20 protein-coding genes are annotated in these 22,638 nt (G+C 34.4%); 16 read left to right on the top strand and 4 right to left on the bottom strand.

Annotated elements, in window-relative coordinates; all coding sequences use genetic code 11:
* Positions 1 to 90 precede the first annotated feature (90 nt).
* Together GJV77_RS02325 and GJV77_RS02320 are read left to right on the top strand one after the other, a co-directional pair.
* Entirely contained in the window at positions 91 to 969 is an 879-nt protein-coding gene (locus tag GJV77_RS02325) for a pirin family protein (RefSeq protein ID WP_155034748.1), read from the top strand.
* 89 nt (positions 970 to 1,058) lie between these two features.
* Positions 1,059 to 1,607 carry a hypothetical protein gene (locus tag GJV77_RS02320; RefSeq protein ID WP_155034747.1) on the top strand — a complete coding sequence of 183 codons (549 nt, stop codon included), beginning with the start codon at positions 1,059 to 1,061 and terminating at the stop codon, positions 1,605 to 1,607.
* A 150-nt stretch (positions 1,608 to 1,757) separates the two neighbouring features.
* Here GJV77_RS02320 and GJV77_RS02315 read toward each other — a convergent pair whose 3' ends face one another.
* On the bottom strand, positions 1,758 to 3,785 hold the full coding sequence (locus GJV77_RS02315) for a M3 family metallopeptidase (RefSeq protein WP_155034746.1): 2,028 nt from the start codon (positions 3,783 to 3,785) through the stop codon (positions 1,758 to 1,760).
* A 256-nt stretch (positions 3,786 to 4,041) separates the two neighbouring features.
* On the opposite strand from GJV77_RS02315, the gene GJV77_RS02310 reads away from it, so the two are divergent.
* On the top strand, positions 4,042 to 5,103 hold the full coding sequence (locus GJV77_RS02310; protein ID WP_155034745.1) for an acyl-CoA dehydrogenase family protein: 1,062 nt from the start codon (positions 4,042 to 4,044) through the stop codon (positions 5,101 to 5,103).
* 487 nt (positions 5,104 to 5,590) lie between these two features.
* Here GJV77_RS02310 and purE read toward each other — a convergent pair whose 3' ends face one another.
* Both purE and GJV77_RS02300 read right to left on the bottom strand, forming a co-directional pair.
* A complete protein-coding gene (purE, locus tag GJV77_RS02305; RefSeq protein WP_155034744.1) occupies positions 5,591 to 6,070 on the bottom strand; it encodes a 5-(carboxyamino)imidazole ribonucleotide mutase in 480 nt (159 codons plus the stop codon).
* Positions 6,071 to 6,073: 3 nt separating this feature from the next.
* Complete coding sequence (locus GJV77_RS02300) at positions 6,074 to 7,228, bottom strand: 5-(carboxyamino)imidazole ribonucleotide synthase (RefSeq protein ID WP_155034743.1); 1,155 nt, start codon at positions 7,226 to 7,228, stop codon at positions 6,074 to 6,076.
* Positions 7,229 to 7,905: 677 nt separating this feature from the next.
* On the opposite strand from GJV77_RS02300, the gene hpt reads away from it, so the two are divergent.
* The 13 genes from hpt to GJV77_RS02235 all read left to right on the top strand — a co-directional run bounded on the left by hpt (position 7,906) and on the right by GJV77_RS02235 (position 21,614).
* Positions 7,906 to 8,439 (top strand): hypoxanthine phosphoribosyltransferase, encoded by a 534-nt coding sequence (gene hpt, locus GJV77_RS02295; protein WP_155034742.1) that lies wholly within the window; start codon positions 7,906 to 7,908, stop codon positions 8,437 to 8,439.
* Between the two features lie 26 nt (positions 8,440 to 8,465).
* Complete coding sequence (locus tag GJV77_RS02290) at positions 8,466 to 9,041, top strand: adenylate kinase (RefSeq protein ID WP_155034741.1); 576 nt, start codon at positions 8,466 to 8,468, stop codon at positions 9,039 to 9,041.
* 84 nt (positions 9,042 to 9,125) lie between these two features.
* Positions 9,126 to 10,130 (top strand): GTPase ObgE, encoded by a 1,005-nt coding sequence (gene obgE, locus GJV77_RS02285; protein ID WP_155034740.1) that lies wholly within the window; start codon positions 9,126 to 9,128, stop codon positions 10,128 to 10,130.
* Between the two features lie 157 nt (positions 10,131 to 10,287).
* A complete protein-coding gene (gene mbhE, locus GJV77_RS02280; RefSeq protein WP_155034739.1) occupies positions 10,288 to 12,603 on the top strand; it encodes a hydrogen gas-evolving membrane-bound hydrogenase subunit E in 2,316 nt (771 codons plus the stop codon).
* The gene (locus GJV77_RS02275) at positions 12,581 to 13,027 is read left to right on the top strand and encodes a Na+/H+ antiporter subunit B (RefSeq protein ID WP_377086640.1); all 447 of its coding nucleotides are present in this window, start codon (positions 12,581 to 12,583) and stop codon (positions 13,025 to 13,027) included. Before mbhE ends, GJV77_RS02275 begins: the two co-directional genes overlap by 23 nt.
* A 3-nt stretch (positions 13,028 to 13,030) precedes the next feature.
* Positions 13,031 to 13,384 carry a Na+/H+ antiporter subunit C gene (locus GJV77_RS02270; protein WP_155034738.1) on the top strand — a complete coding sequence of 118 codons (354 nt, stop codon included), beginning with the start codon at positions 13,031 to 13,033 and terminating at the stop codon, positions 13,382 to 13,384.
* A complete protein-coding gene (locus GJV77_RS02265) occupies positions 13,381 to 14,892 on the top strand; it encodes a proton-conducting transporter transmembrane domain-containing protein (protein ID WP_155034737.1) in 1,512 nt (503 codons plus the stop codon). The genes GJV77_RS02270 and GJV77_RS02265 overlap by 4 nt, the downstream gene beginning before the upstream one ends.
* A 6-nt stretch (positions 14,893 to 14,898) precedes the next feature.
* Positions 14,899 to 15,381, top strand: a complete 483-nt coding sequence (locus GJV77_RS02260; protein ID WP_155034736.1) for a Na+/H+ antiporter subunit E — start codon at positions 14,899 to 14,901, stop codon at positions 15,379 to 15,381.
* Complete coding sequence (locus GJV77_RS02255) at positions 15,378 to 15,653, top strand: cation:proton antiporter (RefSeq protein ID WP_155034735.1); 276 nt, start codon at positions 15,378 to 15,380, stop codon at positions 15,651 to 15,653. Before GJV77_RS02260 ends, GJV77_RS02255 begins: the two co-directional genes overlap by 4 nt.
* Positions 15,646 to 16,011 carry a monovalent cation/H(+) antiporter subunit G gene (gene mnhG, locus GJV77_RS02250; RefSeq protein WP_155034734.1) on the top strand — a complete coding sequence of 122 codons (366 nt, stop codon included), beginning with the start codon at positions 15,646 to 15,648 and terminating at the stop codon, positions 16,009 to 16,011. Before GJV77_RS02255 ends, mnhG begins: the two co-directional genes overlap by 8 nt.
* Positions 16,012 to 16,110: 99 nt before the next feature.
* Positions 16,111 to 18,264 (top strand): S46 family peptidase, encoded by a 2,154-nt coding sequence (locus GJV77_RS02245; RefSeq protein WP_155034733.1) that lies wholly within the window; start codon positions 16,111 to 16,113, stop codon positions 18,262 to 18,264.
* Positions 18,265 to 18,346: 82 nt separating this feature from the next.
* A complete protein-coding gene (locus GJV77_RS02240) occupies positions 18,347 to 19,354 on the top strand; it encodes a hypothetical protein (protein WP_155034732.1) in 1,008 nt (335 codons plus the stop codon).
* A complete protein-coding gene (locus GJV77_RS02235; protein WP_155034731.1) occupies positions 19,314 to 21,614 on the top strand; it encodes a hypothetical protein in 2,301 nt (766 codons plus the stop codon). The genes GJV77_RS02240 and GJV77_RS02235 overlap by 41 nt, the downstream gene beginning before the upstream one ends.
* 441 nt (positions 21,615 to 22,055) lie before the next feature.
* Here the strand turns inward: GJV77_RS02235 and GJV77_RS02230 are convergent, their stop codons facing one another.
* On the bottom strand, positions 22,056 to 22,553 hold the full coding sequence (locus GJV77_RS02230; RefSeq protein ID WP_155034730.1) for a DUF4190 domain-containing protein: 498 nt from the start codon (positions 22,551 to 22,553) through the stop codon (positions 22,056 to 22,058).
* Positions 22,554 to 22,638: the final 85 nt, after the last annotated feature.

The following is a 22,638-nucleotide window of genomic DNA, read 5'->3' as shown; positions in this document are numbered from 1 at the left end:
AGCCCCTTTTTGTATTTAATTACTTCTTGTTGTAGGTTAAGTGCTATTGCCGATATAGGACGTAACTTTGTAATACAAAAACCAATAGATATGAAAACGAGAAGTATAGAACAAGTAGTAGCACCACAGCCTGCACATTTTGTAGGTGATGGTTTTAGAGTACATAACTTTATACCTAGTATGCCAGGTATGAGTATGCAAAGAATGGATCCTTTCATTATGTTAGATTATAATTCTAAATATGAGTTTGGTCCGTCAGAGATACCAAGAGGAGTAGGTGTACACCCACATAAAGGATTTGAGACTGTAACGATTGCTTATAAAGGACGAGTAGAGCATGGTGATAGTAGTGGAGGTGGAGGTATTATCGGAGAAGGTGATGTACAATGGATGACTGCGGCTTCTGGAGTTTTACATAAAGAGTTTCACGAAATAGAGTGGAGTAAAACAGGAGGACTGTTTCAGATGGTACAACTATGGGTAAACCTTCCTGCAAAGGATAAAAAAGGTCCTGCTAAGTACCAAGCGATTGAACATGCACAAATGACCAAGTACAACTTAGAAGATGGATTAGGTGTTGTTGAGGTCATAGCAGGTAACTATAAAACAGCAAAAGGACCAGCTTCTACATTTACACCTGTCCATATGTCAAACTTTAAAGCAAAAGCAGGAGGAAAGGCTTCTTACAATTTCCCTGAACATTACAATGTAATGTTGCTTGTAATTGAAGGTGAAATGAAAGTAAATGGAGAGTATCTTATTCCACAAGATCACATGGTTGTGATGCAACATGATGGAGAAACTTTTGAAGTTGAAGCTACACAAGATGCTGTGATATTAGTATTAGCTGGCGAACCTATAAATGAACCAATTGCTCACTATGGTCCTTTTGTAATGAACACAAGAGATGAATTAGTAGAAGTAGTTAACGACTTTAATGCAGGTAAGTTTGGTGAGTTGAGTGAATAATATACTTAACGATTATTTGTAAAATAGCTGTTTCTGGCTATTGTATAATTAGGATAGATGGTTTTACATTTGTCTTTTAAAATACAAGTATGAGGAAAGTAGGTTTAGCAATAGTAGGCTTGATGTTATTGACAGTAAGCTGTAAAGATAAAGAGGTAGAAACACCTGTAGTAGTTGAAGAAACAAAAGTAGAAACTGTAGAAGAACAACCAAAAACTACGGAGCTTAGATTGTCTGCTGAGAATATGGATAAGTATGCAGAATCTGAAGACAAAATGATGGTGTCTTTAGGAGACGATGATCAAATGCGTTTGCAAAAAGCAATACAGATTATAGGAAATTATAACATCGTTTACGGTGCAGAGGAAGATATAGATAATGATAAAACTGATGCTGTTTTCTTAAAGCAAGTAGGAGGTAAGACATTCAAAGAAGTATGTGAAGTTGCAGAAGGATATCTTAAAGCATATCAACAACGAGAGTTAGACCGTATCAATACCCTTTTAGGTACTATTAAAGACCCTAAAGCTGCATCGGAGGAAGATAAGTATAACGAAGCTCAAAACGATCTTGAAGAGGCTAAAAAGATGCCTATTACGATAGATGCTTACGACTATAACGAGGAGTGTTTTCTGTAGAGACGTACTAATCCTTCCTTCTCCTGGCTCATCATTCATAATGTCCACTGGACATTCTTCTTTCTGTCCTGTCTACTATCCAGTAACAACAATGTAGATAACGTTTCAAAATAGAAGAAGCCCTTTGCAACGCAAAGGGCTTCTGTGTTTTTATAACAATCCTGCTCTTTTTAGTAAAGCATCAGGAGTAGGTTCTTGTCCTCTGAATTTTTTGTACAAAGTCATTGGGTGATCAGTACCACCTTGAGACAGTACATTGTCTTTAAACTTGGTAGCTACTTCTTTGTTAAAGATACCGTTATCCTTAAAGTATGCAAAAGCATCAGCATCTAATACCTCTGCCCATTTGTAACTGTAGTATCCAGATGAGTAACCCCCTTGGAAGATATGTGAGAACGAAGTACTCATCGCATTCTCTTTTACATCAGGGTACTGTTGTGTAGATTGGAACTGTTTTACCTCAAAGTCTTTCAAACTTGTGATAGCAGTAGGGTCTTGTCCATGCCATCCCATATCCAATAATCCGAAGCTCAATTGACGTACTGTAGCTAACCCCTCTAAGAAGCTTGCGCTCTCTTTAATCTTCTCTACTAACTCCATAGGAATAGTCTCCCCAGTTTGGTAGTGTTTTGCGAACAACTCTAACGCTTCTTTCTCATAGCACCAGTTCTCCATTACCTGACTTGGTAACTCTACGAAATCCCAATATACATTAGTACCTGATAACGAAGGATAAGTAGTATTAGCCAACATACCATGTAGTGCGTGTCCAAACTCGTGGAATAGAGTTGTCACCTCATTAAACGTAAGCAATGATGGTTTAGTAGCAGTAGGTTTTGTGAAGTTGCATACAATAGAGATATGTGGTCTCTCGTTTACACCTTCTTTGATGTATTGGTTCTTGAATGAAGTCATCCAAGCTCCGTTTCTCTTTCCTTTACGAGGGAAGAAGTCGGTGTAGAACACAGCGATAAAGTCACCTGCTTCGTTTGTAACTTCGAACGTACGTACATCAGCGTGATACTTTTCTATAGTATGTACTTCAGTGAATACTAATCCATATAATTTATTCGCTACTTGGTAAGCCCCATCTAATACGTTCTCTAATTGGAAGTATGGTTTTAACAACTCGTCGTCTAAGCTAAAACGCTCTTGTTTTAATTTCTCAGAGTAGTAAGAACCGTCCCATTTCTCTAACTGATCAATACCATCTGTTTTCTTAGCAAATGCAGTTAACTCTGCAAACTCTTTATCCGCAGCAGGCTTAGCCTTTGCCAATAACTCCTCTAAGAAAGCATTTACCTTATCTGGACTTTGTGCCATACGCTCTTCTAATACGAAGTGTGCATGTGTAGCATATCCTAATAGGTTAGCTCTTTCGTGACGAAGGTTTACTATGCTTAAAACATTTGCTTCATTGTTGTACTCATTGTCTTGGAATGCTTTTTTACCACCAGCAATAGCCATTTCTTTGCGCAACTCACGGTTATCCGCATACGTCATAAAAGGAATATAACTTGGATAGTCTAAAGTGAATACCCATCCCTCTTTACCTTCTTGTTCTGCCAATGCTTTAGCCTCTTCGATAGCTCCTTCTGGCAATCCAGCTAAGTCTTGTTCAGCAGTGATGTGTAGTTGGTACTTATGCGTTTCGGCTAATACATTCTCTCCAAACTTTAGAGCAGTAGTAGATAGTTGCGCATCAATAGCTCTTAAGCGTTTTTTTTTGTCTTCAGATAACAAAGCACCATTTCTCACAAAGCTCTTATAATTCTTTGTCAATAGTGTTTCTTGTTCTGTCGTTAGGTTAAGGCCGTCTTTTTGTTCATATACAGCTTTAACGCGTTTAAACAACTCTTCGTTTAATGAAATGTCATTACTCAAAGCAGACAACATAGGAGCTACTTCCTGTGCTATCTTTTGCATCTCGTCATTTGTCTCAGCAGAGTTGAGGTTAAAGAAGATATTAGACAATACATCTAACTCCATACCTGAGTATGTAAGAGCTTCTAAAGTATTCTCAAAAGTTGGTGTACTGTTATTAGAAGTGATTGCTTCTATCTCGTTTTTAGTATCTTGAATTGCTTTATTAAAAGCAGGGATATAGTCTTCTGTTTTAATCTGTGTAAAAGGAGCAGTACTGTGTACTGTGTTGAATTTACTGTTTAGTAATGTCATATATTGTGTACTTAATTTTTAATCGAAAGATTAAAAATACGAGTTTTTAAAGGAATAAGCTGTTAAATCTATATCAATGTTTGCTTTTTGGTGTGACAGCATAACTGTTTTTAGGGGTGTTGTAAGATTGTTGAGAGGTTTAGTAAAATGTATAATAGTGCTAAAAAACGACAGGATAGTATGTTAAATGTTGAATTAACAGCGATTGATAGGGTAAATATGATAGTTTTGCCATCACCAAATAACAAATGTAATTATGATTAAAATAGCTTTAGAAGATAAGTTAGCCTTGCAGAAATCTATAGTTGCTGCTGAGGAACAAGGTCATTTAACTAAAGAACAACTTACAGTAATTTACAAATACAACTTATTCAATTTATTTGTTCCAAAAGAATATGGAGGTTTAGCACTTGATTTTATAGATGCCCTGGAGCTACAAGAAGAAATAGCTTGTATAGATGGAAGTTTAGGTTGGACGGTCGCTTTGTGTAGTGGAGCGAATATGTTTGTTGGTTATTTAGATCAGGGGCTGAGTAAGCAATTATTTGCCGACTCTCAAGTATGTTTTGGAGGTAGTGGAAAAGTAGGTGGTGTAGCTATAGAGATAGAAGACGGTTATATTGTTTCGGGACATTGGAAAGTGGCTACAGGTTTACATCATTGTACTGTATTCACAGCTAATTGTAAAATTGAGCGTGATGGAAAGTTTGTTGAAGATGCCGAAGGAAATCCGATTTATCAATCCTTTTGTTTTCTACCTGATGAGGTTGAGGTTGTCAAAGAGTGGAATACTATGGGGCTTATAGCTACAGGTAGTGATTCGTTTACTGTAAATCGATTAAAAGTAAGTCGTAATAGAGCTTTTTCTATAACAAAAGAGGATAAGGTTATTGATAATGCGTTATTTTCTTTTCCTTTTTTGCCATTTGCTAAATTTACGTTGGCAGTTAATCACTTAGGTATTCAAGCCCACTTTATAGCCTTAGCTGAGCACTATTTTAATTCACTGTCTAGTAAAACACATGCTATAAAGCACCAGAGCCTTTTGGGACAAATGAAAGCAAGTTTTTTAAATAGAAAGATTAAGTTTTATCAAAAAGCACAAGAGTGTTGGCAAGTTGTGAAAGATGATGAAGTTTTTACAGATGGTTTACTTGCGGCAGTAGATAAAGTATGCGAACAAGTCGTCTTTGAAGGACGTAAAGACATCGTGGAGTGTATGCCTTATTTAGGGTTAACGGTTATCAATAAGGACGCTGATATCAATAGAGTATTTAGAGACTTAATGACAGCAGGTCAGCACAGTTTGTTTTTGTAGTTGTTGCTTTCGTATTTTTTAGAAGTTTCAAATTCAGGCATTAAGGTAGCATTCAAATTGTCATCGGATTTTCAGTATAGCTTTATAGTTTCAAAAATCTATCAGTGAGTCAGTGTCGTAGGAGATAGACCTATGCGTGCAGTATTCGTGCACATTCCTTGCCAAGAGATGCTCTGTGGGCTCGTAAACTGCACGAATACTGCACGTATGGCTCAACCTTGCGAGGAAATGACAATAAAATAGGGTGTCTAGGGGAGGCACGAAGATAATAAACACACTTTATCTCTGTGATCATATAGTTTGCTTTAATGATTTTGATTATAAGAAACTCAATATGTTGAGTTGAATAGATGTCAGTACGTTATCTACTTATGAATCGTTAGGTGAATTTTGATGATCTTTCAATAAAGATATGAAAAAAGGGAATAGTAATAGTGTTTTTGTACCTATTATCAACTCCCTTTTTCATCTAATAAAACAGATGTTGTTATTTTATAGACTCTGCAGCTTTGAGTACAGCTTCTCGTAATCCGTTTTTGTAATCTACCATTTTGTTAAGTAGTTCTTCGTTTTGACTACCTAATATCTGTAGAGCAAGTAATCCTGCGTTCTTAGCTCCGTTTAGTGCTACAGTTGCTACTGGGACACCACCTGGCATTTGCAAGATAGATAGTACGCTATCCCAACCATCAATAGAGTTGCTCGATTTGACAGGTACTCCGATAACAGGAAGGGGAGACATAGAAGCTACCATACCTGGTAAGTGAGCAGCTCCACCTGCACCTGCGATAATTACATTGATGCCGCGTTTGTGAGCGTTTGAAGAGAAGTCTACTAACTTCTCTGGTGTTCTGTGTGCAGATACAATATCTACTTCTACCTCTACACTGAATTCTTTGATTATATTGATTGCATCTTGCATTACAGGCATGTCTGATACACTGCCCATTACTACTGCTATTTTCATAATTTATTTACTGATTACTTTGATTGTTTCTTTTACTTGTTGTGCTATTTTTCTAGCTTCAGTCATATCGCTATTGACGATCGTTACATGTCCCATCTTGCGGAATGGTCTTGTTTCTCTTTTGCCATAGATATGAGGTGTAACTCCATCTATAGCTAAGATTTCCTCCATATCTTCGTAAAACACTTGACCTGTATATCCCTCAGCACCGACTAAGTTGACCATAATACCGGCTACTTTACTATCTGTATTACCTAGAGGTAAGTCAAGTATAGCACGGATGTGTTGCTCAAACTGTGAAGTATAGCTTGCCTCGATCGAATAGTGTCCAGAGTTATGTGGGCGAGGAGCTACTTCGTTTACCAATACTTCGTCCTCTTGTGTTTGGAACATCTCTACTGCAAGTAAACCAACGTGGTTAAACTTCTCAGATACCTGAAGAGCGATAGCTCTTGCTTTGTCAGCTACTGTCGCATCTATACGCGCAGGACAGATGACGTATTCTACTTGGTTTGCCTCTGGGTGAAACTCCATTTCTACTACAGGGTAAGTTTTGATTTCTCCAGATGCAGAACGAGCCACGATTACCGCCAACTCATTTTTGAACGGAACCATTACTTCGGCAATACACTCTACATTGGGTAAAGTCTCCAAATCAGCAATCGAGCGAACTACTTTTACACCATTACCATCGTATCCAAACTGTGCAGACTTCCATACAAAAGGCATGTTTACCTCATTTGTTTTTGCTGCTGAGATTAGCGATTCTATACTCTTATATCTCTTATACGGAGCAGTAGGAATATTGTGAGTTGTGTAAAAATCTTTTTGATTTCCTTTGTTTTGGATTAGACGTAGCGTCTTTGGAGAAGGAAATACTTTAAGTCCCTCTTCTTCAAGTTTGTCAAGGGCATCTAAGTTAACGTTTTCAATTTCGATAGTCAGTACATCGACCGTTTTACCAAAGCGATATACCGTTTCGAAGTCCATTAAATCTCCTTGAAAGAATTGATGAGCACCATATTGCGCAGGAGCATCTTTACTAGGGTCTAGTACATTCGTGGCGATGTCAAATTTGCGAGTGTCGTATAGGAGCATTTTACCTAATTGACCGCCTCCTAATATTCCTAAACGGAAATCAGTAGAAAAGTAATTCATTGTGTAGTTGTATTGTTATGCCACAAAGATAATTTAAAATTATATAAAATGAATAATTAAGGTTTAGTCTTCAATCTTTATGAGTAATCAATTGATTTTCAATGGTTGATTTAACGAGACATTATTGTTCATCTGAAAGATTTAGTTTTAAGCAAATTAAAGTGTGATGAAAGAGATTATAAGGAGAATATTTTCTTTGTGAATTATCCTTTTAATTTAAGTGAATATTATAATTAGTTTGATTTTGGAGTTAAAGTGTGATTAATTGTGTTTTTTGTTAGCATTTTATTAAAAGGTGTTTATTTTTTAATTATAATGATTTATTAAAAAAGTATTTTTTAGTTAAAAAAATTAACTTATATTTGTGAGAAAGGAATAAAAATAGAAGTACGTTTCTAAAGATAGATTACTAGAAATAGTAATAAAAATAATCTCAACGATAAAACTCTACTTTGGTTTTAGAGTTAGATTGAATTAGTTTGTTTTAGGCGTAGCGTTGTGAAACGCTACGTTTTTTATTTGTCTATTTTGATTAATATTCTGGTCTTTTATAGATAAGATTGCTAAATTTAAGAAGGAATACTTTGTTTATTAATGTGTTTGTGTAATTCCTTTGTTAATAAACTTATATAGGTTTTTTCTTTTTGTATATTTGCAAATTATCAATAAACAACACAATGGAAATACAAGTATTAGATAAGACATTCGTGCCTTTTATATCAGCCGAACGAATCCAAACACGATTAAAAGAAATAGCAGCACAGATAAAAGCTGACTTGAATGGAGAAGTGCCTTTATTCATAGGTGTATTGAATGGTTCTTTTATGGTGTTTAGTGATTTAGTGAAGCATTATGATGGAGACTGTGAAATGAGTTTTGTAAAAATGGCGTCTTATATCGGGACACAGTCTACAAATCAAGTAAATCAACTTATTGGTTTGGATATTGATGTAACGGATCGTACAGTGATAATTATTGAGGATATTGTGGATACAGGTAATACGTTAGTTGCTTTGAAACATTTGTTTGATCAACAGCGTCCTAAACAGGTGAAAATTTGCACCTTATGTTTGAAGCCAGAAGCATATACTAAAGATATACCTTTAGATTATGTAGCTTTTGAAATAGAAAACAAATTTATTGTAGGGTATGGTATGGACTATGATAAGTTTGGAAGAAATATACCAGAGATATACCAGATTAAAGAATAATTGACTAACAGTATAAATATAGAATAATGATTGCAATCGTTTTATTTGGAAAGCCAGGTGCTGGAAAAGGTACGCAGGCTGAGTTCCTTAAAGAAAAGTATAATTTAACTCATATTTCAACTGGAGATGTTTTCCGTTATAATTTAAAGAACGGAACGGATTTAGGTAATGAAGCAAAAGTATTTATTGACAAAGGTGAATTAGTGCCAGATTCAATAACAATCAATATGTTGGCGGAGGAAGTTGCTAAAAATATGGATAAAGCAGGTTTTTTATTTGATGGATTTCCAAGAACAATCAAGCAAGCTGAGGCATTGGAAGAGCTATTAAAAGAAAAAGGAATTTCTTTTGCAGGAACTATTGGGTTAGATGCAAATGATGAAATATTAGTAGCGCGTATCTTAGAAAGAGGAAAAACAAGTGGTAGAGCAGACGACCAAAATGAAGCTAAGATTCGCAATCGCTATAAAGAATACAATGAGAAAACAGCTCCACTTATAGCGTTTTATGAAAATAAGAAAATGTATTCTTCAGTAGATGGAATTGGAACAATAGAGGAAGTAACAGAGCGTCTTAGCAAAGTTATAGATACCTTAGTATAAGCATACAGTTTGTATCTGAAAAAAGACTAATTTTGCAGCTTAGATTTATTGCCTATTGCAATAAGAAGAAATAATTAAAGAAAGATGACTGAAGGGAATTTTGTCGATTACGTAAAAATATATGTAGCTTCTGGAAAAGGAGGTAGAGGTTCTACGCACTTGCACCGCGAAAAATTTATAGAAAAAGGTGGACCAGATGGAGGAGATGGTGGTCGAGGAGGACACGTTTATATTGTAGGGAATGAAGGACTGTGGACTTTATTCCATTTGAAATTTATGCGTCATATTAAAGCTGGGCATGGAGGGGATGGAGGTAGTTCTAGAAGTACAGGTGCAGATGGAGAGGATAGAATTATTGAAGTGCCGTTAGGAACGGTTGTAAAAGACAAAGAAACAGGAGAGGTTTTATTTGAGATTACAGAGCACGGTGAAAGTCGTGTTGTTGCTCAAGGAGGTAAAGGAGGTTTAGGAAACTGGCACTTTAGATCATCGACAAATCAGACACCACGTTATGCACAGCCTGGTTTGTCAGGTATGGAACTGGATGTTATTTTGGAGTTGAAAGTACTTGCAGATGTAGGACTAGTAGGGTTTCCTAACGCAGGTAAATCAACATTGTTGTCTGTATTGACTTCAGCTAAACCAAAGATTGCTGATTATCCATTTACAACGCTTAAGCCTAATTTAGGAATTGTAGCTTATAGAGATTTTAAATCATTTGTAATAGCAGATATTCCTGGAATTATCGAAGGCGCTGCGGAAGGAAAAGGGTTAGGACATTACTTTCTAAGACATATTGAACGTAACTCTACACTGCTGTTTATGGTGCCTGCTGATGCAGATGATATCAAGAAAGAGTACGATATCTTAGTTGATGAGTTGAGAAGATATAATCCTGAGATGTTGGATAAAGATCGTCTTTTAGCTATTACGAAATGTGATATGTTAGACGATGAATTGAAAACTGAGTTAAAAGAGCAATTAGATACAGAATTAGACGGAGTACCATATATGTTTATATCAGCTGTAGCGCACCAAGGGCTTACGGAATTGAAAGATAAACTTTGGGAAATGTTGAATAAAAAATAAAGAATTAAGAATATAAATTTTATTCTTATTTGTAAGTAGAAGTGAGAAAAAATTAACGTTAATTGTTGGTTAATACTAACTTTTGGTTTAGTTTTTGATTTTTTTATATATATTTACTCCTGTTCAGGAAATAAGTAATTAGAGAATTAAAACCTATATGCTAACATTAATTTTTCTCACTTTTGTACTTGCGTTTGCAATCCTTTTGTTGAAGGACTTTGTACAAACAAAATTTGTAGCATTAATATCCCTATTACCATTCTCGATATTTGTTTACTTCTTAATTTATCTGACAAAGATAAAAGATGGAGTAACATCACTTGTTTATACTTCGGATTGGGTCCCTTCATTGGGTATAAGTTTAGACTTTAAGTTTGATGGTCTATCTGTTCTTTTTGGATTATTGATATCGGGTATTGGTACATTGGTATATTTGTATGCAATTTCATATTTAAGAGGACATCCTCTTTTGCACCGATTTTTATGCTACCTTACTTTATTCATGGGAGCAATGTTAGGGGTTGTTACTTCTGACAATTTAATTACACTATTTGTTTTTTGGGAATTAACGAGTATTAGTTCTTTCTTTTTGATAGGATTTAATAACGAAGAAGAAGAGTCAAGGAAGAGTGCAATGTGGGCATTCTCGATCACTGGTTTCGGAGGGTTCTTTCTCTTGTCATTTGCGATTATAGTAGGATCTATAACGGGTACATATTCAATAAGTGAGTTATTATCGCAGAGCGATTTATTGAAAGAAAGTCCGTATTATATTCTTTTAATTTCCTTTCTTTTTATTGCAGCTTTTACGAAGTCAGCGCAGTTTCCTTTTCATTTTTGGCTACCTGGGGCGATGAAGGCACCAACCCCCGTATCGGCATATTTGCATTCAGCGACTATGGTTAAGGCAGGTGTGTTTTTGATAGCACGCTTTACGCCAATCTTAGGAGGAGAGGTTTACTGGAATAATACTTTACTTTTGGTTGGTGGAGCTACTATGGTTTTTGGTGCTTTTCACAGTGTGTTTAGAAAAGATATGAAAGGTATATTAGCCTATTCTACAATTTCTGCATTAGGAGTATTGATGTTTTTGTTGGGAATTGGAACGAAAACAGCTATGTATGCAGTTGCTGTATTTATTGTAGCACATGCATTGTATAAAGCTACATTTTTCTTAGTGACAGGGATAGTTGATCATGCCTTACATTCAAGAGATATTAGTACTATAAGGGGATTGAGACATCAGTTTCCAATACTTTCTATTGTAGTTATGGTAGCCGCACTTTCATGTGCAGGTATTCCATTTACCTTTGGATTTATAGGTAAAGAGTTGATTTATGAAACGGGGTTATTATTGACTAATCAAGTTTATGCTTATGTTTTGACGGGGGCATTGTTGTTTACTAATGTTTTTTTGACTGCATCTGGATTTTTGATAGGAATTAAGCCTTTTTTCGGTTCATTTGATAAGTTAAAGCGCATTTATCACCGTCCAGATTTGTATTTGTTGGTACCGACAATTGTGCTAAGCCTTTTGACCATTGTATTTGGTGTTTTTCCTTTATTTATATATAATGAATTGATCTTATCAACGTTCTCAGCATTATATGGTGCAGTAGTAGAATTGCCTTTGAAAATATGGCATGGAATAAATACAAGCCTCTTGTTAAGTGGGTGTTCAATAGTGTTAGGAACGGTAGTTTATGTTATATTTAGTAAATGGAATAATTCACTAGCAGTGATGGATCGGTTCAATCAATTGTCACCAAAAGTTATTATTAGCTTTTTTGTAGAGAAATTTAGACAATTTGCCTATCGTTATACATTTATGTTTCACAGTAGTTACCTACGTTCATATTTAGCTGTTATCATCGTTTTCTTTATAGGGTTGGTTGGGTATAAGTTGTTTTCTGACGTTCCTTTACGAGTAAATACTACAGGTCTTTCGGCTTTTCGTGTATATGAGTTGGTTGTTTTTTTGATTGCGGTAATAGCTGTGATATTTGCGATTAATACATCTTCTCGACTTAGTGCCATAGCAGCAACAGGCGTAGTAGGTTATTGTATTTGTTTAATATTTGTTTTTTACGGAGCGCCAGATTTAGGAATGACTCAGTTTGCTATAGATACTTTGACTACAGTTTTGTTTGTCTTGGTATTGTTTAAACTGCCACCTTTTTTGAGGTTTAGCGATAGAAAATTACAGATACGCGATGCTATAATTTCGATATCATTTGGGACATTGATTGCAATTATAACTTTACAAGCTTTAGTATCACCAGCGGACAAAGACATTAGTCGATTCTATGCAGATAATGCTTATGTGTTGGCAAAAGGAAAAAATGTAGTCAATGTTATTTTGGTTGATTTTAGAGGATTTGACACGTTGATAGAAACAATTGTATTATCAATCGCTGCAATGGGAGTATTTAGTATGTTAAAATATAAAGATGATGAAGAGCTCGAGAAATAGGAAAAGGAAGTTAGATGCCACAATTTTGCGTACGGCAACTAATTATTTACTTCCTTTATTACTGATGTTTTCTCTTTTTGTTTTATTGAGAGGACATTATCTTTCTGGAGGTGGATTTGTAGGAGGACTGATCGCTTCGATTGCTTTTGTTTTGCATTCGTTTGCTTATAATACAAAACGCACGTTACGATTATTTTCGATACCTCCTTTAATGTTAATCCCTATAGGATTAGTCATATCATTTGTCAGTAGCTTTTTACCAGTACTGTTAGGAGAGTCGTTTTTGACAGGGGTATGGTTTGCTGATTCAGTAGCGGTAATAGGGTCAGTAGGAACAGCCTTATTTTTTGATATAGGTGTTTATCTAGTGGTTATCGGAGTTGTATTAACGATTTTATTTACTATTTCAGAAACTGTACAATAAATTATGGAGTTACTTTTAGTTTTCTTGGTAGGGATATTGTATTCAGCAGGGATTTATTTGATCCTAAGACGAAGTATGGTCAAGCTACTATTAGGATTTATGATGTTAGGTAATGGAGCTAATATTTTGATTTTTTTGATGGGAGAGCTTTCAAAGGGAAAAGCTCCAATTATCGATGGAGAAGAGAGTCAATTTACGGACGTTTATGCCGATCCAGTACCACAGGCATTAATATTAACCGCGATTGTCATTAGTTTTGGACTAACCGCATTTGCTATTATTCTTTTGAAGAAAGTACACGCAACAACAGGGACAGATGACTTAGATTCACTTAACGTGCAAGATTTAGATATATGATTTCGAACTTTATATTAGCGCCTATTTTAGTACATATGCTTACGGCAATAGTATTAATGTTTTTTTGGAAGAAAATCCGCGCACAGAAGACGATTAGTATTATAGGGAACAGTATTGCTTTTTTAGTAAGCTTGCAATTATCGATATCTGTATGGCAAAATGGCAATATGACGCTCCAAGTAGGAGGCTGGGAAGCTCCATTTGGAATCACTTTTGTCAGTGACATGTTAAGTGCAACAATGGTTATGCTTACCGCTTTGGTATCTTTGTGTGTAGGAATTTATTCTACAGAAGCTATTAATACAAGTCGCATTCGCTATGGTTATTTTGTGATCTTTCACTTTTTAATTATGGGGCTAAACGGTGCTTTTTTGACCGGCGATATTTTTAATCTCTATGTGTGGTTTGAAGTTGTTATTATTTCATCATTTGTTTTATTAACCTTAGGTGGGAAGAAGCGACAGATGGAAGGAGCAGTGAAGTATGTAACGATGAATATGCTTGCCTCGTCTATATTTCTTACGGCTATAGGAATTTTGTATGGTATTACGGGAAGTTTAAATATCGCTGATTTACCAGAGCACGTGGCAGCTGTTGAAAACAGAGGTTTGGTAACAGTAACTGCATTACTATTTTTTGTAGGCTTTGGAATTAAATCAGCAGTATTTCCAATGTATTTTTGGTTGCCATCATCATATCATACACCACCATCAGCTATTGGTGCAGTGTTTGGTGGATTATTAACGAAGATGGGAGTTTATTCCATGTTACGCATATTTACGGTAGTTTTTACACCAGATGACTTCATTCAAGGAGTATTTGTAGCAATTGCAGTTTTGACGATGATTAGCGGAGCATTAGGAGTGATTAATAAGAGAAATTTACGACGTATTTTATCTTATTTTATAGTATGTCATATAGGGTATTTAATAGCAGGGATTGGTTTGTATACAGAGCTAGCTCTTGTAGGTGTTATTTTCTATTTAATCCACGATGTTATCATTAAAAGTAATTTGTTTATGATGAGTGGTATCATAAATAAAATTAGGGAAACACAAGATATTTATCGTTTAGGAGGATTCTATAAAGATTACCCAAAGTTGAGTATAGTTTTTGCAATTATATTGTTTTCATTAGCGGGTATTCCACCGTTATCTGGTTTTTGGCCGAAGATTATGTTGTTTCAAGAAGCATTTGCTCAAGGCAGTTACGTATTGTTAGGAACCTTAATTTTTGCTAGCTTTATCACTTTATTTATAGTAGCGCGAATTTGGTCGGAGATTTTTTGGAAAGATTTACCTAAACCAAATAGTGAAGAAATAGATCACTTTTGCAATTTTCATAAAAGAGGTAAAATAGCACTAGTGTTACCTATTGTTGCTTTAGCAGTAGTATCTTTATTTATAGGATTTAAGGCGTCTTTTATTTTTGAGATTTCTGAACGAGTTGCCTATGAGTTAAAGAATCCTCAGATTTATATTGATTCAGTAATGAACCATTTAAAGTAATAGCATATGTTGAAATACTTTTTATTAAATCTATTATTGACGTTCGTTTGGGTTGCATTGACAGGTCAATTAAATTACTCAAATTTTTTGTTTGGTTATTTAGCAGGTTTTTTCATTTTGTGGATGTTGACGCGACATTCTAACTTGAAGGAGAAGCAGTATTTTTATCGAGTACCAAAGGCATTAGTTTTTACAATGTACTTTTTTTATGATATGATGGAGGCTAATCTACGCGTAGCAAAAGATGTGATCACGCCTAACTATAATACAACACCAGGGATAATTAAATATCCATTAGATGCAAAGACAGATTTTGAGATTACAATGTTAACGAATATTATTGCTTTAACACCAGGTACTATGGTGATGGATATAGCAGATGATAAAAGTTATTTATATATACATACAATGTATTTGCGCAATAAGCAGAAGTTTATACGCAATTTAAAAGACCGAACAGAAACTAAATTATTAGAGTTATTGCGATGACAGTTGATGATTATTTATTTTATGTGATAATGCCTATCATAAGTCTTTCTTTGATCTTTATATTCATAAGATTCTTAAAAGGGCCATCTGTAGCGGATCGAGTAGTAGCTTTAGATTTGCTTATTACGGTAGGTGTAGGAGTAATTGGCTTGTTTAGTTTAATAGCTGATAGCGCCTTGTTTTTAGATGTAGCCATTATTTTGGCATTAATTGCTTTTTTAGGCACAGTAGCATTTTCGTTTTACTTAGAAAAAAGAAATAGAGATGACTGATATATTAATTATGGTATTAAGCACGTTAGGGGCGATATTTATTTTGATAGCGTCTATTGGTATAGTACGTATGCCTGATTTTTATACGCGTTTATCGATTACGATAAAAGCAGCAACCTTGGGTATTGGTTGTATTTTGGCAGCGGCGGCAATTCATTTTTCAGAATTTTCAACAACGACCAAAGTGATTGCTATTATCTTTTTCCTATTTATTACTTCACCAGTAGCAGCTTTTCTTATTGCGCGCACAGCTTATATAACAGGAATAAAGCTTTGGGATAAGTCAATTGTAGATGAGCTTCAGGATCGTTATGATAACAACAATAATATTCCTAATAATCGATGCAAAGAAGAATAATAAGTTATCGTTCTGTGTTTATTTAAAATTATTTAATTTAAATGTGAAGGAAATTGTTGAATAAAATTTATCTTCGCAAACTAACATTCTATAATAATTATGAAAAAAATAGTATTATTCTTATCAGCTTTGTTATTTGCTATGCCTTTTAAGGTAAAAGCAGACGAAGGAATGTGGTTCCTAATGTTTTTAGAGCGTTTAAATCAACGCGATATGGAGAAGATGGGATTGCAATTGACTGCTGAAGAGATTTATAGCATTAATAACCATTCATTGAAAGATGCTATCGTTCAATTCGATGGAGGTTGTACAGCAGAGATAATCTCAAACCAAGGTTTAGTTTTAACCAATCACCACTGTGGGTATGATAAAATTGCAAAGTTATCTACACCTGAAGACGATATTCTAACAAATGGATTTTGGGCTTCAAATCAAAAAACAGAGCGTGAAGCAGATGGCTTATCAGTTCGTTTCTTTGTACGTATGGACAATGTTACGGATAGAATTCTAGGAGTAGTAAATGACGCTATGTCTGAATTGGACCGTGAAAAAGTAATAAATAAAGAAATAGCTAAAATTCAAAAAGAGAATAATGAAGGTGGTAAATATACAGTATCTGTTCGTTCATTTTTTCAAGGAAATGAATATTACTATTTCGTATATCAGGATTATACAGATGTACGTCTAGTAGGTACACCACCTAATAGCATTGGTAAGTATGGTGGAGACACTGATAACTGGGAATGGCCTCGTCATACAGGAGATTTCTCTATTTTTAGAGTATATACAGATAAAGACGGAAATCCAGCACCATATTCTCCTGATAATGTTCCAATGAAACCGAAGCACTATTTGCCAGTTTCTATGGCTGGAATTAGCGAAGGAGATTTTTCTATGATTTTAGGTTATCCTGGGCGTACAAATAGATGGATGCCTGCACAAGGAGTAGAGCAAAATATAAAATATGCTTATCCTGCATGGGTTGAAGGATCTAAGCTTGGTATGGATGTAATGAAAAAATACATGTCTGCAAGTGATGAAGTTCGTTTAAATTACGCTTCAAAATACGCTGGTGTAGCTAATTATTGGAAGAATAGACAAGGGATGATTGATGCTTTGACACAACATCAAACTGTTCAGGCTAAGACAATCAATGAAGAAGCATTTAATGTTTGGGCTAATAGGTCTGAGAATAAAGCTAAATATGGGCAAGTGATCAGTGATATTAATGCGTGGTACGCTGCGACAAATGAAAAAGCACGTCACGATAATTATTTAATGACAATGATGCGCACTTCTGCAATGTCTTCTATACCATATAGGTTATCAGGAGGAGCAGAAAAATATATCTTAGCTAAAAAATCTGTAAGAGATTCTATGCGTGGAGAGTTTGAAGAATTTGCTAATGGTTTATATAATGGAAAATATGAAGCATTAGAGAAAGAAATGCTTGCTCAGCAATTGAATTTGTATGCGAATAAATCTGAAGGGTATGAGATAGCACCTTATGTTGCACAAATTGCTAAAGAGTATAAGGGGGATTTTGATAAATTTGTAAATGAAGCTTTTGATAAGAGTATATTTGCCAATATTGAATCTTTCAAAGCGTTTTTAGATAATCCAAAAGGGACAGTAATTTCTAGAGATCCATTGTTTAAGTTGTCTTTAGCTTTAATGGAGAAAGCAAGGTATAAAACTGAGGAATTAGCCAAATTAGAAGATAAATACCAAAAAGCATTTAGGTTATTAGTAGATGGTCTTCAAAAGAGTAATCCAGATAAGAAGTATTACCCTGATGCAAACTCAACTTTACGTTTGACGTATGGAACTGTTAAAGGATTACCAAGAGGAGAGAAAGTAAATGATGCGAAAGAGAACTGGTATACTACATTAAAAGGAACAGTTGCGAAACATATTCCAGGCGATGAAGAGTTTGAAAACCCTCAAAAGTTAATTGATTTGTATGAGGCTAGAGACTTTGGTCCTTACGCGGATAAAGAAGGTCACTTACCAGTAAACTTTTTGACTAATCACGATATTACAGGAGGAAACTCTGGATCTCCAGTACTTAATGCTAAAGGAGAATTGATTGGATTGGCATTTGATGGAAATATTGAAGCTATGGCAGGAGATGTTATTTATGATCCAGAATTACAACGAACAATAAATGTTGACATACGTTATGTATTATTTATCATCGATAAGTTTGCTGGAGCAAAACATTTAATAGATGAGATGACAATTGTAAAATAAGATATAGAGACTATATACACAAAAGCACCTTTTTAGAGGTGCTTTTGTGTTTCTAATAGGTACAAGTTATTACATTTGTAATATGAAATATTTATCACTGCTTATAGTCATTTTTGTCGTATTAGGTTGTACTGATCATAATAAAAATCAGCAGTTGAAACTGTCTTATTATTATTGGCGTACCTCTTATGCTTTAGATAGTGTAGAGCGTAAATCACTTCAGGATTTATCTATTGATAAGATGTATATGCGTTATTTTGATGTTGTATTGAAAAATCATGCGGCTGTCCCGCTAAGTCCAATAATGTTTAAGGAAAGAGTTGATAGTACAATGGCTTTGGTTCCTGTTGTTTTTATTAAAAATGAAGTGTTTCTTGATTCATTTGTACATCCGAAAAAATTAGCGAGTCAAGTTGCGGATTTTATCATACAAATAAATATTAAGCAGAACCTTAAGATAAGTGAAGTCCAATTTGATTGTGATTGGAGTTTGTCTACGAAGGAGCGTTTCTTTGCCTTTGTTGAGGAAATTAAAAAGAATCAACCATGGAAAGTTTCTGCAACAATACGTTTGCATCAGGTGAAATATGCTGATAAGACGGGAATTCCTAAGGTAGATAATGGTGTTTTGATGTATTATAATATGGGGAGTATTGCAGCGGATAGTTTAAATTCGATATATGATAGGAAAATAGCGAGACAGTATATTTCTTATTTAAAAGACTATTCGTTGCCTTTAAATTATGCACTACCAATTTACTCATGGTTAATTCATATAAGAGAAGGGCATGTAGTACGTCTAATCAGTAGAGTTCGCAAAGAAGATATTAATCGAAACGAATCTTTTAAATTGATAGAGGAGAATCGTTACTTAGTTGCTAAGGAAGGGGAATACTTTGGTCAGTATTTTAAGCAAGGTGATCAAGTAAAAGTAGAACAAGTGACAGCGCAGCAATTGATAGAGATGAAAGAGGACTTAATAGAATCATCTGGTTCTTGTCCTGAAGAAATAATATTATACGATTTGAATTCAAAAAATATTGAATCATATGAAAATGAAGTATTTGAAGAACTTACTATATGTCAGTAGTATTTCTGTAGTTATAGGGTTAGGAGCTTATGGTTATGCCTGCGCAGATGACTATTGGAGTTATGCTAGTACATCGTCTTTCACACCTGAGGCATTTGTAGATAAGTCTTATAAACCTATGTTTTTTGCTCCATACGAGCGCTTTTATAATAATAGCTATATCTCTAATAATGATATGTTTGATCAGACGGTTATTGAAGAATGGAAGGTGTATTTAGGAAATAGTGTGTCAGAACAAGCATTGAATTATTATTTATTGAATAAAGTAGATCAGCATGTAAATGCCTCTTATACGACAACTAATGTTGTAGAGGATAGATCGGCAGATTTTCCGTTAAAACTAAATAATCCTAAAGTTAAAAAGTTTGTTCAGTTTCTTGATTTAGCTAAAAAGATAGAACCTTATACTACGAGTTCCTTTAATTATTGGAGTTATGAGGATCATATTAGTTCTCTTGTACCTGATAGTTTGGTGCAATTAGCAGAAAACGAATACTTAAAGACGACGAGTAAGGATAAATTCTTTTATAGTCGTATGTGGTTTCAAGTGTTGAAAGCTAAGTTCTATTCTAATAATCGTCATTCAGTAATTAGTTATTTCGAAGAAACGTCTTCGAAGCTAGAGCGAAATATTCTTTATTATAGAGGTCTTAGTTACGTAGCAGGAGCTTACTATCAAAGGGGTAATTATATAATGGCAAATGCTTTGTATGCTGAAGCTTATGATAAAGCGCCTCAATTGCGTCAAGTTTCCACATATAACTTTAGACCTATGGATGAAGAAAATATAGAAAAAGTCTTAAGTGTTACTAGTGATGTTGGGGTGAAGTGTGCTGTTTGGGCAATGAATGGTTTTTATTTGGATGAATTCAAAAGTATGAAAGCAATCTATGCTCTAGATCCAGGTAGCCCTCATTTAGATTATTTATTGACAAGATGGGTAAATAAACTAGAGCAAAAGCTTAACATACCTTCTGAAAGTAGGTTTAGTTCAAAGGAAGCCTATTATGAAGAAATAAAAACGAATATTGATCAAGAGGTTTATGCTTGGATCAAGAGTGTTAGTTCAGATAATAAGCGATTACATAATCCAGTGATGTGGAAACTAGCAGTTGCTTATATCGATATTTTTCAAGGTGATTATGGACAGGCAAGTATTTATTTGGAGGAAGCGAATGGCTTGGCAACGGCTAGTAATAAGTTATTGAAGGATCAAATCCGTCTTTTTGAAATTATTAATAAAGTATCTCAGGTAAAAGATGTAAATGCAAAGATTGAGGCCGAGTTATTAGCGGATTTGACTTGGCTGTTTGCGAAATCAAATAAGCATTCATATGATGATCCTTTTAGATTTGACTATGCTTCCAATTGGGTAAAACGTTTTATTTCTACTATTTATTTAGAGAATTATAATCCTATTATGGCTGAGATTGTTCAATCAGAGGGTCCTTCATTCTATAGTGACTTAAAGCTTTCTAATCAGATGGAAGCTTATCTTAAAAAAACAGATAGAAGCGCCTTTGAACAACTTTTCGTCAATGATTATAAATATAATTTAAGTGATATTTACGAAAGTCGTTCAATATATTTGTTTTATCAAGATGACTTGGATGCTGCTATAGAAGAAATGAAGAAGGCTGTTCCTGTAAAGGGATCAACTTACGAAGGGAATGGTTCATATCAGTCTTCGATTTTATTAGGGAATCCTTTTAATGGTAAGATAAAAGATTGTAATGATTGTGATCATACAGCAAAGCAATCCGTTAAATATACAAAGCTTTCTTTCCTTGAGAAGATGAAAGAGATGAAGGATAAAGTTGAGCGTGGTGAGGACATTTATAATAATGCGTTACTTATAGGGAATGCATTTTATAATACAACTCATTTTGGAAATGCTAGAGTTTTCTATACGAATAGTATTTTAAATGAGTATGGAGGTAATTCAATTTTGAGCGTAAATAAACCATTGCTACTGAGTATGAAGCTTGCAAAAAAGTATTATGACATTGCAAATTCTGCAGCAACAACTGATGAACAGAAAGCGAAGTTGGCTTATTTCTCTGCTAAATTGGAAAGAAATGAATTCTATGTAGAGAAGTACCATAACTCAGATTATTATATGGGGGCTTGGTATAATGATGTAATGTTCAAGAAGTGGAAAGGATTCAAGGTCCTGAAGGAAAAGTATAATAATACCAAATTCTACAAGGAAGTGATCAACGAATGTGAATATTTTGAAAGATATGCTAGAATGTATTAATTCTTAAAAAAAAGTAAAGGGTGTACTAGTAAGATAGATACACCTTTTTAATGTTTAGAATATTAGAGGTACAAAAGCATATAAAAAAAAACTAATCAATAGAAACGCATCAACAATTATAGTGATAGGACTAGTTATTTTTATTAGTATCCTATTGATGACTATTCTTGATAATAGCGCATAGACAAAGAATAAGAATATAGTTAAGCTATACGGATTGATTAGGTGATTTTGCTTAAATCCATACTGGAATATTGTTATAAAGTCTCTAGTAAGACCTCTACTTTTACAAAATTGTATTGGAAGTCCTTCGCAAGCTGAAGCAATTGAAATGCCTTGAATAGAAGTAAAGGATAATGTAGCTATATAACTGAAAAAAGCTAATAACAAGTAAATAAAGGTTGTGTTAATTGTACGATATGCAGTGTTCAAGATTAACGATTAATTATTTTCTTCGGTATTGATATCTTCTTCTACCCAAATTGTCTCAATGTCTTCACTTGTACTATTATTCAATGTATCTTCTTCTTCTTTCTCGTATTCATAATATTCAGTAGATTGTATTCCCTCTCTTTGCCATTCACTATTTTTTAGTGAACTGAAAAAACCTCCAATAATAGTTCCCCATAGAAGACAAAGGAGTAAAGCTATACCACTAATTACTACACTCGCAATTGCCATTCCTCTTGGAGCATTTGCTTTTGAAGCTCTACTAATTGCAATGATACCAAGAATAAGTGCTGGAAGTACAAACAGTAGCGCTATTAAAGAAATACATGGGATAAATGCAGTAATTAATCCTAAAATACCTAGTACCAATGCTATTATTTCGAATGTTTGATTATACGGAGTAGCTTGGTTAGGTTGTTGTGTATTTCTAGTCCAATTGTTTTGATTGGTGATGTTTCTTTCGTTGTTATTGAATTGATTTTCTTTCATTTCTTTTTTTGTTAAAAGTAATCATTTCTAGTTTATTTGTATTCTATGTAGTGAAGTTTTTGTGAGAGTATTTATAGAGAACGAT

The sequence above is a fragment of the Myroides pelagicus genome (assembly GCF_009711055.1).
Classification (GTDB): domain Bacteria; phylum Bacteroidota; class Bacteroidia; order Flavobacteriales; family Flavobacteriaceae; genus Flavobacterium; species Flavobacterium pelagicum.
The sequence above is the reverse complement of the archived record's forward strand: the minus strand, read 5'-3'. Positions and strand labels throughout refer to the sequence as shown.

Excerpts from the sequence above, each read along its gene's own strand:
- GJV77_RS02325 (WP_155034748.1), top strand. The coding sequence starts at position 91 with ATGAAAACGAGAAGTATAGAACAAGTAGTAGCACCACAGCCTGCACAT.
- GJV77_RS02320 (WP_155034747.1), top strand. The coding sequence starts at position 1,059 with ATGAGGAAAGTAGGTTTAGCAATAGTAGGCTTGATGTTATTGACAGTA.
- GJV77_RS02315 (WP_155034746.1), bottom strand. The coding sequence starts at position 3,785 with ATGACATTACTAAACAGTAAATTCAACACAGTACACAGTACTGCTCCT.
- GJV77_RS02310 (WP_155034745.1), top strand. The coding sequence starts at position 4,042 with ATGATTAAAATAGCTTTAGAAGATAAGTTAGCCTTGCAGAAATCTATA.
- purE (WP_155034744.1), bottom strand. The coding sequence starts at position 6,070 with ATGAAAATAGCAGTAGTAATGGGCAGTGTATCAGACATGCCTGTAATG.
- GJV77_RS02300 (WP_155034743.1), bottom strand. The coding sequence starts at position 7,228 with ATGAATTACTTTTCTACTGATTTCCGTTTAGGAATATTAGGAGGCGGT.
- hpt (WP_155034742.1), top strand. The coding sequence starts at position 7,906 with ATGGAAATACAAGTATTAGATAAGACATTCGTGCCTTTTATATCAGCC.
- GJV77_RS02290 (WP_155034741.1), top strand. The coding sequence starts at position 8,466 with ATGATTGCAATCGTTTTATTTGGAAAGCCAGGTGCTGGAAAAGGTACG.
- obgE (WP_155034740.1), top strand. The coding sequence starts at position 9,126 with ATGACTGAAGGGAATTTTGTCGATTACGTAAAAATATATGTAGCTTCT.
- mbhE (WP_155034739.1), top strand. The coding sequence starts at position 10,288 with ATGCTAACATTAATTTTTCTCACTTTTGTACTTGCGTTTGCAATCCTT.
- GJV77_RS02275 (WP_377086640.1), top strand. The coding sequence starts at position 12,581 with ATGATGAAGAGCTCGAGAAATAGGAAAAGGAAGTTAGATGCCACAATT.
- GJV77_RS02270 (WP_155034738.1), top strand. The coding sequence starts at position 13,031 with ATGGAGTTACTTTTAGTTTTCTTGGTAGGGATATTGTATTCAGCAGGG.
- GJV77_RS02265 (WP_155034737.1), top strand. The coding sequence starts at position 13,381 with ATGATTTCGAACTTTATATTAGCGCCTATTTTAGTACATATGCTTACG.
- GJV77_RS02260 (WP_155034736.1), top strand. The coding sequence starts at position 14,899 with ATGTTGAAATACTTTTTATTAAATCTATTATTGACGTTCGTTTGGGTT.
- GJV77_RS02255 (WP_155034735.1), top strand. The coding sequence starts at position 15,378 with ATGACAGTTGATGATTATTTATTTTATGTGATAATGCCTATCATAAGT.
- mnhG (WP_155034734.1), top strand. The coding sequence starts at position 15,646 with ATGACTGATATATTAATTATGGTATTAAGCACGTTAGGGGCGATATTT.
- GJV77_RS02245 (WP_155034733.1), top strand. The coding sequence starts at position 16,111 with ATGAAAAAAATAGTATTATTCTTATCAGCTTTGTTATTTGCTATGCCT.
- GJV77_RS02240 (WP_155034732.1), top strand. The coding sequence starts at position 18,347 with ATGAAATATTTATCACTGCTTATAGTCATTTTTGTCGTATTAGGTTGT.
- GJV77_RS02235 (WP_155034731.1), top strand. The coding sequence starts at position 19,314 with ATGAAAATGAAGTATTTGAAGAACTTACTATATGTCAGTAGTATTTCT.
- GJV77_RS02230 (WP_155034730.1), bottom strand. The coding sequence starts at position 22,553 with ATGAAAGAAAATCAATTCAATAACAACGAAAGAAACATCACCAATCAA.